Source organism: Paenibacillus xylanexedens (assembly GCF_007676705.1).
Lineage (GTDB): Bacteria > Bacillota > Bacilli > Paenibacillales > Paenibacillaceae > Paenibacillus > Paenibacillus xylanexedens_C.
Window position 1 is genome coordinate 111,675 of record NZ_VEBF01000007.1, and the last position, 14,751, is coordinate 126,425.

18 protein-coding genes are annotated in these 14,751 nt (G+C 46.3%); 3 read left to right on the top strand and 15 right to left on the bottom strand.

Annotated elements, in window-relative coordinates; translation table 11 throughout:
* Nucleotides 1-99 precede the first annotated feature (99 nt).
* On the top strand, nucleotides 100-711 hold the full coding sequence (locus FS628_RS25990) for a TetR/AcrR family transcriptional regulator (RefSeq protein ID WP_145325843.1): 612 nt from the start codon (nucleotides 100-102) through the stop codon (nucleotides 709-711).
* A gap of 93 nt (nucleotides 712-804) precedes the next feature.
* Here FS628_RS25990 and FS628_RS25995 read toward each other — a convergent pair whose 3' ends face one another.
* From FS628_RS25995 to FS628_RS26015, 5 genes are all read right to left on the bottom strand, one after another.
* Entirely contained in the window at nucleotides 805-1,227 is a 423-nt protein-coding gene (locus FS628_RS25995) for an OsmC family protein (RefSeq protein ID WP_145325844.1), read from the bottom strand.
* Nucleotides 1,228-1,458: 231 nt separating this feature from the next.
* Nucleotides 1,459-2,205: an amino acid ABC transporter ATP-binding protein gene (locus FS628_RS26000; RefSeq protein WP_145325845.1), complete on the bottom strand. Its 747-nt coding sequence runs from the start codon at nucleotides 2,203-2,205 to the stop codon at nucleotides 1,459-1,461.
* Nucleotides 2,206-2,221: 16 nt separating this feature from the next.
* The gene (locus tag FS628_RS26005; protein ID WP_062836416.1) at nucleotides 2,222-2,866 is read right to left on the bottom strand and encodes an amino acid ABC transporter permease; all 645 of its coding nucleotides are present in this window, start codon (nucleotides 2,864-2,866) and stop codon (nucleotides 2,222-2,224) included.
* Between the two features lie 32 nt (nucleotides 2,867-2,898).
* On the bottom strand, nucleotides 2,899-3,750 hold the full coding sequence (locus tag FS628_RS26010; RefSeq protein WP_145325846.1) for a substrate-binding periplasmic protein: 852 nt from the start codon (nucleotides 3,748-3,750) through the stop codon (nucleotides 2,899-2,901).
* Nucleotides 3,751-3,866: 116 nt separating this feature from the next.
* A complete protein-coding gene (locus FS628_RS26015) occupies nucleotides 3,867-4,499 on the bottom strand; it encodes a TetR/AcrR family transcriptional regulator (RefSeq protein WP_145325847.1) in 633 nt (210 codons plus the stop codon).
* 214 nt (nucleotides 4,500-4,713) lie between these two features.
* Between FS628_RS26015 and bacA the strand changes: the two genes are divergently transcribed.
* Nucleotides 4,714-5,523, top strand: coding sequence for an undecaprenyl-diphosphate phosphatase (gene bacA / locus FS628_RS26020; RefSeq protein ID WP_145325848.1), 810 nt, complete (start codon nucleotides 4,714-4,716; stop codon nucleotides 5,521-5,523).
* A gap of 269 nt (nucleotides 5,524-5,792) precedes the next feature.
* Here the strand turns inward: bacA and FS628_RS26025 are convergent, their stop codons facing one another.
* From FS628_RS26025 to FS628_RS26045, 6 genes are all read right to left on the bottom strand, one after another.
* A complete protein-coding gene (locus tag FS628_RS26025; RefSeq protein ID WP_145325849.1) occupies nucleotides 5,793-5,975 on the bottom strand; it encodes a hypothetical protein in 183 nt (60 codons plus the stop codon).
* Between the two features lie 207 nt (nucleotides 5,976-6,182).
* On the bottom strand, nucleotides 6,183-6,509 hold the full coding sequence (locus FS628_RS26030) for a thioredoxin family protein (protein ID WP_145325850.1): 327 nt from the start codon (nucleotides 6,507-6,509) through the stop codon (nucleotides 6,183-6,185).
* An 85-nt stretch (nucleotides 6,510-6,594) separates the two neighbouring features.
* The gene (locus tag FS628_RS26035; protein ID WP_145325851.1) at nucleotides 6,595-7,503 is read right to left on the bottom strand and encodes an aldo/keto reductase; all 909 of its coding nucleotides are present in this window, start codon (nucleotides 7,501-7,503) and stop codon (nucleotides 6,595-6,597) included.
* 172 nt (nucleotides 7,504-7,675) lie between these two features.
* Nucleotides 7,676-7,843, bottom strand: a complete 168-nt coding sequence (locus FS628_RS31525; RefSeq protein WP_186327973.1) for a hypothetical protein — start codon at nucleotides 7,841-7,843, stop codon at nucleotides 7,676-7,678.
* A 150-nt stretch (nucleotides 7,844-7,993) separates the two neighbouring features.
* Nucleotides 7,994-8,737, bottom strand: coding sequence for a 2,3-diphosphoglycerate-dependent phosphoglycerate mutase (gene gpmA / locus FS628_RS26040; RefSeq protein WP_145325852.1), 744 nt, complete (start codon nucleotides 8,735-8,737; stop codon nucleotides 7,994-7,996).
* Nucleotides 8,738-8,810: 73 nt separating this feature from the next.
* Nucleotides 8,811-9,383: a DUF420 domain-containing protein gene (locus FS628_RS26045; RefSeq protein ID WP_145325853.1), complete on the bottom strand. Its 573-nt coding sequence runs from the start codon at nucleotides 9,381-9,383 to the stop codon at nucleotides 8,811-8,813.
* 381 nt (nucleotides 9,384-9,764) lie between these two features.
* Between FS628_RS26045 and FS628_RS26050 the strand changes: the two genes are divergently transcribed.
* Nucleotides 9,765-10,955, top strand: a complete 1,191-nt coding sequence (locus FS628_RS26050) for a cation:proton antiporter (RefSeq protein WP_145325854.1) — start codon at nucleotides 9,765-9,767, stop codon at nucleotides 10,953-10,955.
* 263 nt (nucleotides 10,956-11,218) lie between these two features.
* Here FS628_RS26050 and FS628_RS26055 read toward each other — a convergent pair whose 3' ends face one another.
* From FS628_RS26055 to FS628_RS26070, 4 genes are read right to left on the bottom strand one after another with little or no spacing between them, the layout of a single operon-like run.
* Nucleotides 11,219-11,704, bottom strand: a complete 486-nt coding sequence (locus tag FS628_RS26055; protein ID WP_145325855.1) for a DedA family protein — start codon at nucleotides 11,702-11,704, stop codon at nucleotides 11,219-11,221.
* A 13-nt stretch (nucleotides 11,705-11,717) separates the two neighbouring features.
* Nucleotides 11,718-12,263, bottom strand: coding sequence for a CDP-diacylglycerol--serine O-phosphatidyltransferase (gene pssA, locus FS628_RS26060; protein WP_145325856.1), 546 nt, complete (start codon nucleotides 12,261-12,263; stop codon nucleotides 11,718-11,720).
* A gap of 21 nt (nucleotides 12,264-12,284) precedes the next feature.
* Complete coding sequence (locus FS628_RS26065) at nucleotides 12,285-14,033, bottom strand: sensor histidine kinase (RefSeq protein WP_145325857.1); 1,749 nt, start codon at nucleotides 14,031-14,033, stop codon at nucleotides 12,285-12,287.
* A complete protein-coding gene (locus FS628_RS26070) occupies nucleotides 14,030-14,710 on the bottom strand; it encodes a response regulator transcription factor (protein ID WP_145325858.1) in 681 nt (226 codons plus the stop codon). The genes FS628_RS26065 and FS628_RS26070 overlap by 4 nt, the downstream gene beginning before the upstream one ends.
* Nucleotides 14,711-14,751: the final 41 nt, after the last annotated feature.

Consider the following 14,751-nt stretch of genomic DNA (forward strand, 5'->3'; position numbering starts at 1 on the left):
TATGTATCGATCATTCCTTATATTATTCAGGCTGTCTCACCTTGTCAATGACTTTTGGATCGATTAGTATATAATTAAGAAAAAAAGGGGGAATCTCTTATGGCAAGAACGGGACGTCCGCGCATTTTCGATCGGGATGAAGCCTTATTACAGGCAATGATGCTCTTTTGGGAGCAAGGATTCGAGGCTACATCATTACTTCAGCTTCGAGCAGCCATGGGGGATATTTCAGCAGCCAGCTTCTATGCAGCCTTTGAATCTAAAGAAGCGCTGTATAAAGAAACGGTGGAACGATATATGGGCACGTTTGGACGTGTGACAGAAAGCTTCTCGGATCTCACGCTGTCACCAAGAGAAGCGATCGAAACAACATTAAGAAGCACAGCAAAAATGCAAACAGACAGCGCACATCCATCTGGCTGTTTAATTGTGCTGTCAGCCAGCACATGTTCTTCCAAAAACAATCATATCCGTGACATTACCGCTGAGAAAAGAAAGCTGACACGCAACCGCCTGCAGGATTGCATCCAGCGAGCTGTAGATGTCGGTGAGATTCCTGCTTCCACGAATGTAGCCATGCTGACCACTGTATTTGATACCTTTATGCAAGGCATATCTACACAAGCCCGGGACGGTGTTCCTCATGCAACGATCGATCAGGCTATCACGGAATTCATGGGCATCTGGAACATTGTTCAACATTCAGCCTGACTTTATTTATGAACTGTTGATGGGTTAGAAATGCCAAAAAAGGCACTCCCACGATTGGAAGTGCCTTCTCAGTATAAGATGTACTCATATGTGTTAAGGACGAGGTGTGTCTACCCCATTCAGGATCAGTTTCGGATGAATATCGGCGCTCAGCGAAGCGGAGACTGCACAATATTTTTCCTCAGCCATCTGGATGGCTTTCCAGATTCGATAATCCGGGATATCACCATCTACTTTGAAGATCAGATCAATGGATGTGAAGCCTTTAGGCATCTCTTCGCTGCGGGTGCCTTGCGCTTCAATCTCAATCGATTCAATTTTGTCCAAAAATGCGTCCAGAATCATCGTAATATCGATTCCCATACAGCCGCCGAGACCCGCCAGTAACAATTCCATCGGGGTCGCCCCCTTGCTGTCACCACCATAAGCAGCAGTGGCATCCATGCCAACGGCGTAGCCAGAGGGTCCTTCGGAAGTAAACGCGCGTTTGCCTTTCCATACGGTTGTTACATTCATGATGTTATCCTTCTTTCTTAGAATAGTTGCGATTTGCAGAACTCCGTTCCGGGTACGGCTCGTTCTTCCGATCGCTGTTGTCTCCAAATATTTTTGATTTATATTCACAAAGGACAATATTCGGTGACAAAGGCGAGCGCTACGCTTCTTCAGAATCGATTCCGTCCCCTTCACTCAGCAGCTTATCGCTATAATCGATCGTATCAATCAGTATAAATTGTAGTAATGTAATTAGAATTCAGTAATTTGTTGCAAGAAACGGCGGGTGCGCTCTTGCTTCGGCTGTTCAAAAAACGCCTGTGGACTTGCCTCTTCCACAATCGATCCATCCGCCATAAAGACGATTTTGTTCGCCACATTACGGGCAAACTTCAATTCATGTGTCACGACCAGCATCGTCATGCCTTCCTCTGCCAGCTCCTTCATGACGGAAAGTACCTCTCCGACCAATTCAGGGTCAAGGGCTGAAGTTGGCTCATCAAACAGCATCACTTCCGGCTCCATCGCGAGTGCACGTGCAATGGCGACCCGCTGCTGTTGTCCACCGGACAATCGGGATGGATACGCATCCTGCTTGTCTGACAGGCCCACCCGATCCAGCAGAATCCGGCCGCGTTCGGCTGCTTCGTCACGTTTAATTTTTTTTACCGTAACGAGACCTTCCATCACATTGCCCAGGACCGTCTTGTGCGGATACAGATTGAACTGCTGGAATACCATGCCGGTCTGGCGACGAATCTCCAATACCCGGGTACGCTGGACACGCAGCGAATCAGCACTGTTGACCACAACACCGTTCACTTCGATCTGTCCTCCGGACAGCTCTTCCAGTCCATTCAGGCAGCGCAGCAAGGTACTCTTGCCGGAACCACTTGGGCCAAGCAATACAACAATATCTTTGGCATCGACATGCAGATCGATGTTCGTAAGTACTTCATTTTTCTGAAAACGTTTGGTAAGTCCAGTTGTTGTAATCATCGGTTCTCTCCTCCCATCAGTAAGCCCGGGCCAACCGGCGCTCCACTTGTTCCAGAATGGCCGAGAAGCCGATACTCATGATCCAGTAGATCACACCAATAGCCAGATAAAACGGCATATTCACATAATATTGGGCTACCAACAGCTGTGCCGAGCGCAGCAACTCTGTAACCCCAAGGGCAGCCACAAGTGATGTTTCCTTCAACATGCCAATGAAGGTGTTACCCATCGGCGGGATGGCAATGCGCACAGCCTGCGGGAAGATAATGCGTCTCATCGCTTGAGCCGGGGTCATTCCCGTTGCGTATGCAGCTTCCGTCTGTCCTTTAGGTACAGCCTGAATGGCTCCACGGAACGTCTCCGACAGAAATGCACCTGCATTCAGACTCAATCCCAGACATGCAGCCGTGAGCGATCCCAAGGTCACTCCATAATCGACCAATCCGTAATAAATGACGAATAATTGCACCAGCAGCGGCGTTCCCCGCATGATGGATACATAGAATCTTGCGATCAACCTAAGCCACATCGGTCCCTTCAGACGAGCAATCGCAACAAGCACTCCGATGATAAAGGCAAAAAACATGGAGATCACAGTTACATACAGCGTATAGTAAGCCCCCTTCAGAAAGAAGGGGATATTCTCAAATACCAGTTCCATGGGTCAAATCTCCCCTTCGCCTTGCCAGTTCATTATTGCGCAGGCTCTTCACCAAACCATTTTTTGAAAATGGTATTGTACGTGCCATCATCTTTCATGCCTTTGAGAGCATCATTCAGTGCTGCTACGAGTTCCGGATTATCTTTGCGAACAGCAATACCTGCTTGGTCACTCTTAATTGGTTCACCTACGGCTTTGATATTAAAGCCATTGGCATCCACAATCGGTTTCAGTGCATACATATTGTTGATTGTGGCATCAATCCGTCCAGCATTCAGGTCTTTGAGTGAAGAGATGACATCGTCATAGGTTTTAATTGTGAAGTCTCCCACTTTCGGCAACACTTCATTACGCAGATATGATTCATCATTCGTACCCAGACCTACGCCAATCGTTTTTCCTTTGAAGTCTTCCAGCTTGGTAATATCGTTATTGTCTTCTTTTACAATAATTTTAACTTGGTTCGTAATATACGGATCACTGAAATCCAGTACTTTCTTACGATCATCAGTAATGGTCATCTGGCTGATGATGGCATCCAGCTTTTTGGCTTGCAGACTTGGAGTCAGACCGGAGAACTCCTGGGATACAAATTCAACCTCTACACCCAGACGCTTGGCAACCTCACGTGCGATATCGGCATCGTAGCCATCCATTTCTTTCTTTTCATTCAGGAAGTTGTACGGTGCGTATGTGCCCATCATGCCCACTTTGATGACACCAGCAGACTTGATCTGCTCCAGTTCATTACTTGCCTGTGCACCGTTCGTGCCTCCATTGTCTGTTGCCTTACTTCCACAAGCGCTAAGTACGAGCACCGTCATCAGCAGAATCGCTGTCAAAGACCAGCCTTTACGAGTTTTCGATCCATATGTTTTGTTCATTACGTTAACTTCCTCTCATTCGTGTATTCACTCATGGTGTACATTTGGTTATTTCGTTGTCCATTAAACCGCAGTTGTACCCATTATTCCCTGCTCTTTGCTTAATCATGTGAATCTTATCTACCCAGGAGTCCATAAAACTCAAAGCTTGCTGCCTCGGCTGCCAGCGTTGAAGCTGTCATGGCTGAGAACTTGCTGTGCAACTCATCGGAGCCGAATAACCAGCGGGATATCATACCTTCAATCATGCTCACCAGTAGCGCTGCCCGAAGTGGCACATCCATGTCCTTAGGCAACATGCCGAGCTCGATGGCACGTTCCATATTGTGACGGAACGCAGTCTCGACGGCATTACGTGTCTCCTCGACCAGACGTTGTACGGATTCTTCGGATACGATGCCTTTGAGCAACAGTTCCATAAAATAACGATTCTGCGCAGCAAATGAGAACATGTCGGTGAACAGTCTTTCCGATGCTTTCACCATATCCTCTACCGATCCGGCATCCTTACGGTAGCCTTGCCCAATCGCTTCAAGCAGTTTCTCCTTGCCCGTTAATACAATCTCCGAAGCAATGGCTTCTTTACTCTTGAAGTGCCAGTAGAACGTTCCTTGCGCAACACCAGCTTCACGGACGATATCGGAAATTTTCGTCTGATGGTAGCCTTGCGTCGCAAACCGTTCCATCGCTATGCGTATTATCTGGTCCCGGCGTTCTTCTCCGGGTTCCAAACCGTTAATTTTGGTCATTCATGTAACCCTCCCGATTGATCAGTCAGTCAGTTAAGTTATATCCTATGGGATAACTAGGTTTTTGTCAATATAGTTTTAAACAAATGGTTACAAGCATAAGTTGAAGTTGAGTGCATTTGTGATCATAATAGGGGATAGTCTTGTTCAGATGAACAAGCATTGTCAAGCAGGACAGCCTGTGCTGTCATCTGCATTTCAAGGAGGAAGAGAATTGGACATTATATCATCCATTATTATGGGCATCATCGAAGGTTTGACTGAGTTTTTGCCCGTGTCTTCTACTGGACACATGATTCTGACTGCCCACTTGCTGGGTTTATCGGAGGACAACGAGTCAGTCAAAACGTTTGAGGTGGTTGTTCAACTCGGAGCTGTACTTGCTGTTGTTGTACTGTACTGGAACAAATTCATTGATATGTTCCGCTTCACTGGAGGGACACGATCTTATTCCCGCCGCCTCAATCTGGGACATATCTTCCTGGCGATGGTTCCTGCCGTAGTCATCGGACTTGTATTCCGCGACTGGATCAAAGCACATTTATTTGGTCCGGAGACAGTGCTGTACAGCCTAGTTATTGGTGGTATATTGATGATTGTAGCAGAACGCTGGAGTCGCAAGAGTGCACGGATTACTACCCATGATGTCGATGATATCTCCTACAAACAGGCATTCGTAGTTGGGATATTTCAGATCTTGGCGTTGTGGCCAGGCTTCTCCCGTTCCGGGTCAACGATCTCAGGCGGCCTCTTTGCAGGGGTAAGCCGTGTAGCTGCTGCCGAGTTCACATTCCTCGTGTCCGTACCCATTATGATTGGTGCTACGGGATATGACCTGTACAAGAGTATCGATCACCTTAACGGTAGTGATTTCCCGATCTTCGCGATCGGATTCATCGCTGCTTTCATCGTCGCTATGCTTGCGATCAAGACGTTCTTGTCCATTTTGAAAAAATTGAGTCTGACCGTCTTCGCTGTCTATCGCTTCGTACTGGCAGCCGTGTTCTTTATTATTTTGATGTAACCTTACAATTCAATTTATTTAGACAGGCAAAATCAATGGCGGCCCCATGTTCCCTTTGGAACGAGGCCGCCATTTTTGTGTTCTATGCTGTGCTTTTGTTGTTTCATGATTCTGTTGTGGTTTCAGAGACACATGAATATCTGAAATTAGAAGAAGTCTTATTCTTCATAAGTTCCTTGCTTAGATCGGTTAGATCACTCGGGATGCGGACTAGGTGTACTATGTAACATGGAACCAGATTCATGTTTACTACTGAAATGTCTTCTGGCTTAATACCACTCTTTCACTTGAATATTCCTTTGTTTCTTCCGAACTTTTAATTTCTCCAGCAGATTATATCTATTTTGCTTCTGTTCCTGTAACAGTTGCTTTACACCTCTCATTAACAATCTGTACCTTTGGTCATCATTATGGCTGAGTTGGTGCATTTCTTCAAAAATGGTTTTGTTCATTAGTATCTCGTTTCACTCCAGTATTCAGTTTGTAATACCTAGTATACAGAGACACACTAAACAAATTCTAAACAACCCCCGTTCCATCTCCTATTCCGTTTTCCGTACCATTCCCAAAAGCAAAAACCCCTTCCCAAGTGATGCAATAGGAAGGGGTTTATCTGTAGCTTCTGCTTAAATGCTTCTGACTACACGAACGCGAAAGAATTAAACTTTGGATTCAAGCGTCTCCAAATACTCGGAGATTTGAGCAGGTGTTTTAGCCCATTTGCTATGCAGATGTGCGATCTTCTTGCCGTTCTGGAAAACGAGCAGGCTTGGAATGCCACGTACACCATTCTCGTCAGCAAATGGCTGGAACTTCTCTGCATCCAGGGCATAGAAGGTTTTATCTGTGTGCTGGTCGATAACGTCCCCGATAAAGCGATCCAGGTTTTTGCAATCCGGACACCAGGTTGTATCAAATTTAATGACGGTAAAACCATCAGAGTTAATTGTATCCAGATATTGTTGTTCACTTTGAATTCTTTCCATAGGTCTTCTCTCCCTTATCTGTTCCTTTTTTGGCTGATCTTCATTGTACCTCGTATAGTTACAATTGAAAATAGGCTGGATGGAGTTAACGATGCTGCTTGTACAGATTAGCGGGACTGAGTCCCCGTATTTCCTGAATTTCCGCAGCTGTGAGCGCAGGTGCATTCGAAGCGGCAATATTATGCAGCAACTGATTTCTTGAACTTGAACCAGGGACAACAGCTGCTACCGCAGGATGGGATAACGCGTAACGAATAGCCGTCTGAGCCATACTGCGTTGGTCCGTGACAAGACGACTTAGCCCTTGCCGAATCGTGTGCAGTTGCTCTGGCGTATAATCCAGATAACCTTTCTCTGCCTTGGCAGATCCGGAATCGGCTAGCACCCCACTGGCTACAGGTCCACGAGCGATTACGCTAATACCGTTTTGCTCAAGTAAAGACAGTACTTCCTCTTCTGCCCGGCGATCTGCCACACTGTATTGGTTCATGACGCTGACGATAGAAGCTCTTTTCACATATTCCCGGATCACATTCGGACGAATGGAGGATATACCGTAATAACGGATAAGTCCTTCCTGTTTCAGCTCCTCGAAGGCTTCAATTGTTTCTTCGATTGGATCTTCCATCGTACCGCCATGCAGCTGATACAGATCGATATAATCCGTCTGCAGTCGCTTTAAACTTTCATGGACAGCCTGCTTAATGTAAGCTTTGGACGGGTCCCACGACCAACCCTCTTTGCCGGCAATACGACGATTACCTACTTTGGTGGCTACAATAACTTGGTCCCGACGTCCTCTAATCGCTTGTCCTACAATTTCTTCATTACGCCCTGCGTCATACAGATCGGCTGTATCCAGCAGATTCACGCCGTGATCCAGAGCTTCATGAATTAGAGCTACGGCAGGTGTTATATCGGTTCCGAGAGACATACAGCCCAGTCCAATCTCAGACACCATCAATTCGGATGTACCCAAATGATTTTTCTTCATGTGTGCATCTCCTTCCATTACGTTCTGCAAGTATCCATTGTATCATTCTTGCTGGCAAAAATCGCATGTCAGACTAGAGCCAAGGTTTGCTTTTGACACCAAAAAACCTGGAACTACTACAGCTCCAGGTTTTCTCATGATAGGCATATGAATTAAATGAGTATGTCAAAATCTATTTCACTTCAACGCGTGGTCTGGTTTTGCTTGCATGAGATGAATTGGAGTTTTTCATCATACCGGAGACGGTACTAAACAACTTATCTCTTGCTTGTTTGTTCCTCATCAGGTAAGTTACGCCTGCTCCGATAGCCGTCATAATGATTCCTCTTCTTTTAGACATGTGCTTCTCCTCCTTCAGGATAAATGTACATCGTGTCTTGTTTGACAATTACCCTTTGAGCGGAAAACGAAACGAAGTGAAAGCTTGATCGCGCAAAAAAAGATGACCTCCGAATTAAAATTCAGCGGTCATCTACTCACTTCCAACTAATTAATCAGATGGCGTTGCCACATGAGTCATTTCTTCATGTTTATAGGTCGAGCCATCCGCAGTCAGATAAAAGTGTCCGATGGGATGCAGATCTTCATCCAATTCATAGACCAGTGGAATGCCTGTCGGAATGTTGAGAGCCACGACGTCAGCCTCCGACAGTTGGTCCAGATGCATGACGAGTGAACGAAGCGTGTTCCCATGCGCAGAGATCAGCACTCTTTTGCCAGCTGACACCATTGGTTTAATCTCCGCATTCCAGTAATCCAGCACGCGCTTCGATGTATCCATCAGATTCTCCGTAAACGGAATAGTGCAATCAAGCCGCTTGTACTTGTCCAGGTCCTGCACATATCGATCATCGGTTTCGTCCAGTGCCGGGGGAGATACACTAACGGAGCGTCTCCATTCCTTCACTTGGTCTTCCCCATACTTCAGGGCCGTTTGCTGTTTGTTCAGTCCTTGCAGCGCACCATAATGGCGTTCATTCAGCTTCCATGTCTTCGTAATGGGAATCCACATGAGGTCCATCTCATCCAGCGCAATATCGAGTGTACGAATCGAACGTTTCAGCACAGATGCATAGGCACAATCAAAATCAAACCCCTGTTCCTTCATGATCTTCCCTGCTTTACGAGCTTCTCCGTAACCATCCGTCGTCAGATCGACATCTGTCCAACCGGTAAATCGGTTCTCGACATTCCACATGCTCTGTCCATGGCGAATCAAAACAACTCTGTACATAAACGTGAACCCTCCTTCCATGGAAACATTACCCGCAAGTCAAACTAATTAGCACAGTTAAACGTTCATAACATTAATAATATGGTGCCATCATGAGATATACTACAACACCTGTAGAGCTGACATACAACCAGATTGGCATAGTCCAACGTGCAATTTTACGGTGCTTCTTCAATTGATTCGTCCAACCCCATACAAGTGTGAACAACGCCAAAGGAACGATCAGGGCTGCCAGTATACTATGGGTGATCAGAATGAAGAAATAGATGGAACGAATGATGCCCTCGCCGCCGTATTTGGACGTCTCTGGTGAGAGGTAATGAAAGGTCAGATACGTCACAAGGAATAACAGTGTCGTTGAGAATGCAGCAAGAATGAAACGTTTGTGCAGCTTCACATTCCGCTTGATAATAGCAATGAGCGCTGCGAGCAGGAAGATGAAGGTAAAGCTGTTAAACACGGCATTAAAACGCGGCAACACCGTAATATCAAAGGTTACATCACCTTTGTAACCAATGGATGGTGCGAAGAACAATAATAAAATAATGACATTAGCGAGAATGGAAATCGTGATAATGATGCCTGCGAAATTTTTATTGCTCGTCGGGGATGGAATGTTCGATTCCCCTTTGTTATTTTTGCCCAATGCAAAATCCTCCTCATATCCTAACTTCTATGTTCTATATCATTATATCTCGGCAATTCCGGGCTGTTAAGTGACAACACTCTGAACAAAAACCTTAGCACTTCACTATAAAATGCCCCTTTGCGGCTATTTTCAATCAAATCCAATCCGGCTCCCATTTACCCGAGTCTGTATTTGTGGTATAATTAATGCAATTAATCACATACGCGTTGAAACTGGAGGAGCCTGTCACCAAGGGCCCCTCTTTGTCTTTTTCAGGCACAGAACGGCACTTTTCTAAATGCCGTTCTGTGCCTTTTTATTCGTTTAAAGCTTGGATGGGAATGCTTCACCCTTGGACAGGATAACCTATTGACGCTAACGCCGGAGAGGAGTACACCTATGGAATTTATTTTGGTTCTTGCACTTATTTTGATCTTTACCAAACTCGCTGGTGATCTATCCGTAAGATTGGGTCAGCCATCGGTTTTGGGGAAACTGATTGTGGGTGTCATACTCGGCCCTGCCCTGCTCGGTTGGGTTCAGCAAAGTGATTTCGTTCATTATATGGCCGAGATCGGGGTACTGCTGTTAATGTTCATTGCCGGACTGGAAACCGATCTGGAGCAGTTGAAGAAAAACTGGAAGTCCGCTTTTGCTGTGGCTGTTGGCGGCGTTATTTTACCTTTTGTAGGGGGATACGGCTCGGCCTTGGCTTTTGGTATGTCGCAGACACACGCGCTTTTCTTCGGACTGTTGTTCTGTGCAACGTCAGTCAGTATCTCAGTTCAGACGTTGAAGGACATGAATCAGCTGAGTTCACGTGAAGGCACTACAATTCTGGGTGCAGCCGTTGTCGATGATGTACTCGTGGTAGTTCTGCTCGCCGTTATGATGAGCTTGCTCGGCACTGGTGCGGGGGATGTCTCTATTGGATGGTTGATTAGCAAGAAACTTCTATTCTTTGTCATCATCTTCGCCGCAAGCTGGTGGCTTGTGCCGCGAATCATGAAATGGATGGCCCCGCTTCGGGTCACCGAAACTGTGATTACAACCGGACTCATTATCTGTTTTGGATTCTCGTACTTTGCTGAGTGGATGGGAGTTGCTGGCATTATCGGTGCTTTCGCAGCAGGGATTGCCATCTCTCAAACCAACTTCAAACACGAGGTTGAAACCAAAATTGAGCCGATTGCTTACGGAATTTTTGTCCCGGTATTCTTTGTCAGTATCGGCTTAAATGTCACCTTTGATGGTGTGGGATCACAGATTTGGTTTATTGTCGTCATCAGTCTCATTGCTATTGTAACCAAGCTCATTGGTGGAGGAGCCGGAGCACGACTGACCGGATTCGACCGTTCATCCTCACTGGCTATTGGTGCAGGCATGATCTCGCGAGGGGAAGTTGCCCTTATTATTGCTTCGACCGGACTCGCCTCAGGATTACTTGATTCCGAGTACTTTACCAGCGTTGTGATCATGGTTATCATCACCACATTGGTTACGCCACCTCTGCTCAAAATTACTTTTGCACGCAAAAAGGGTGAACAGCGGATTGAAAAAGGGATTGAGGAATCCCATTTGAACGGGTAAAGTATTGAAATCATTACGTATATAAAGCTATACTTGCTTTATAAAATGTAATATATCGGTCGTGAAGCACACGCCGCTTTGATCCATTCTCTCCTTCAATGCGAAGGGGGAAATGGTTCGAGCGGCTTTTTGTATTTACATAAAGTTATTCCTATTCATTACTCATTCACAGTTCGCTATAACTCGTAGAAAAACAAAAAAAGACCACCTTACACTCAAGAGGTCTTCGATCTTTGCCTGTTGTTGCAACAGGCTGTCCCATTTTAAGTTAGCACACCGACATAAAAACCAATGGAGATAAAGACAACACACCATATAAAGGCACCAATGCCCGATACGAGGATGTACCTGCCGATGGCCATCTTGCTAATTCCAGAGAAACAACACATCAGATGACGAATGCCTGGAATGAAGTAACCCAGGATGATGGACCAATATCCATATTTGAGAAACCACGACTCCACCCTGCTGAATCGTTTGGCATTGACGCCGACCCACTTGCCGTATTTTTCAACCAGCGGCCTGCCCGCCTTCTTGCCGATCATGTAGCTGAGCAATCCGCCGGTAAATGCTCCACCGAAACTGACGGCGATGGATACGGAGTAATTCAATACCGAGATGGAGGCGAGATAACCGACAAAAGTCATCATCACCTCATCCGGAATCGGCATGCCAATGACACCAAGAGCCAGTAGTCCGTATATTGCGAAATATCCATATTGACTAATAAATTCTTTTGCAAATTCCATACTGACTCGCTCCTTATTTCGGTTCCACAATATCCTTCTCATGAGAGGCTAGCACTTGTTTTAGTGATGGGAATCGGATTTGGCTCACCATGAGACCAGATAGTACAATAATGACAAGAAAGGCTACACCATGCGTGAAATAAGGACTCCAGAGCGCGAAAAAGGACATCAGGCCCCCTGCAAATGTAATCGGCATCCCGACAAAACCACTGCTTGCTGTCTTCTGACAGTTATAACGGGCAAGACGCAATGCACCGCACACCGGAAACAATGCAGTCAGTGCCATCCCCAGCATGCTCACTTCATTCATCGAGTTCAGGTACAGAATCAGCACAGGGGCTGTTCCAAACGAAACTACATCCGCGAGGGAATCCAGGGCTTTGCCGAACTCACCCTCACAATGCAATTTGCGGGCCGCATACCCGTCGAACAGATCAAAGAACATCGCTACCCATATCATCATTACAGCCAGGGCGAACTCACCATGAATAGCCATAATGACTGCCAACATGCCTGAACTCAGATTTCCCAAGGTTAAAATCGATGGTAAAGACTTCATAAGATTTGACTCCCTTTCGTACTAGGCTTTAGGAAAAATAATATAAAAACGGACTCCATCCGGTGTATTCTCCACTCCATAATTGCATCCATGCAGATCGAGAATTTGCTTCGCAATGGCCAGGCCGAGCCCGGTTCCCCCCATTTTGCGATTACGTGAGCGCTCTACCCGATAGAACCTCTCCCATATAAATTGCCGCTCAGCTTCAGCAATCTGCTCGCCCTTGTTCTCAATGGTAATGTGAACAAAACCGTCACGCCTGCTGATCTCAATAGTTATATCGGTATGTGGTATCGCATGACGTATAGCATTCATCATGATATTGAAAATAACTTGCTCCAGCTTGCTTCGGTCACCCTCCACCGTCTGCTCTGTTGTGGATACAAGCACCACATCCAATCCTTTGTCCTTCAATTGCGGACCCAGACGGCCGGCGATATCTTCAATCATGTCAGCCAGCGCAACAGCATCTGTATTCAATTGAATGGCTGAGGATTCCAGTCGCACCAGATCCAGCATCTCTTCAACCATCGTTTCCATCTTGATCGCCTCATCAGCGATAATCTCAATGTAACGCTCCCGTTTGTTCTCACTCACGCCATCCTTAAGCCCTTCGGAGTATCCCTTGATAATGCTAATTGGCGTCTTGAGTTCATGCGATGCATCGGCAAAAAACTTGCGTTGACGCTGTTCGATCTGCTGCTTCATTTCCATATCCGTGCGCATCTGTGTGTTGGCCTGCCTCAGTTCTTCCAGTGTCTGGCCCAAGGTCCCCGATAATGCATTCAGACTATTGGATAGGCTGCCGATTTCATCATTACGCCGAATAGGTGATTTCACCGTAAAATCCAACGTAGACATTTTCTTGGCAACATGGTTCAAGGCCAGGAGCGGCTTCGTTACAATTCGGGACAGGAGCAATGCCAATAACAGAATCAATACAAATGCGCCAATACCAAAATATGCATAAAACAAACGTGTTGCCTCATTCGCTTCCCTCATCTCTTGCAGAGAAGTGAGCGAGAAGATCAGTTGTTGCTCAGGTCCTGAACGATGCACTGGAGCAATGGTGATCACATTGCGAACACCGCTCCAGCTATCCGTCCACTCTTCATTAAGCATTTTGCCATTTGCCAAGGCAAGTTGGTCTTCGGTGGATAAAGGGAAACGACTATCCAGTGCCTGCACCAGCAGTCCCTGCCTCTGACTCCACGTTGCCAGATTGGGGAGAACTACCTCGGTCAATACACCTGACCACTCCTTTACCGGTTCAATCGACTCCTGAAAACTTTCTGTACCCCATGCAGCAGAATTGGCATCCTGGATTTTAAATGGATATACCATGGACCCACTGGCCGGGCCTCTCACCGTCAGTTCCTGCCCATACTTCAGATGGGACGTTATCCAACCTGCATTCTCACTATTGATAAACAAGGACAAGGACACCTTCACGTAACTCCCGTCCTCCTGAAGCAGCGTAATGTGGAAAGGATCATTAACCAGTCTTCCGGTGTTCGTCAGAATGACCAGATGAGACTGATTCTGACGCATGAACTTCCCGGTCTCCTTGGCTAGTTGTAAATCACTCCAATGCCCATTGGAGTATTGCTGTTCGAACTTGGACAGCTTTTTCTTCATACTGCTGACCTTTTGATGCTGATAGAAGTCGGGAAACCAGACCAACTGGGCAAAAACCGTCGTTCCGTATAAAAGAACCAGACATCCTGCCATGACCAGGAATAGCTTCATCGTTACGCCATTTCTTCTCATGCTTCTGCCTCGAAACGATAACCGGTGCCAATCACTGTCCGGATGCACTTGGCTTCTTCACCCAGTTTGCTGCGAAGCTTCTTGATGTGAGTATCCACAACACGCGAGTCACCTTCAAAATCAAACCCCCAGATCCGATTCAAAATGGCATCCCGGGACAATACAATGCCTGCATTACGCACCAAATAGAGCAACAGATCATATTCCTTTGGCGCAAGCTCGACTTCAACCCCGTCCTTCTCCAGCCGCCGAGCCCATGGATCAAGGGTTACCTGTCCGAAGCGAATCACACCTTGCTCTCTTGCAAATGAACCTTCAACCCGCTTCATTAAGGTCTCTGCACGTGCAACCAGCACACGCGGACTGAATGGCTTCGTGACGTAATCATCTACGCCCAGCTGGAATCCATGAATTTTATCGTCATCCTCAGACCGTGCAGTCAGCATGATAATAGGTACGGTGGATTGGGAACGAATATGCCCGCATAATGTCCATCCATCCATTTCAGGCATCAAAACATCCAGAATAACCAGATCCACCTCATGCAATGCCAACAGTTCCAATGCCTGTACTCCATGTTCTGCTTCTAAGACGTTCCATTGTTCTTTTATGAAATAATCGGCCACAATCTCACGAATGCGGCTTTCATCTTCCACCAGAAGCACTGTTCTGATCATGGCCGACTCTCCTTTTTAGATTTCTGATGATAACATACCTA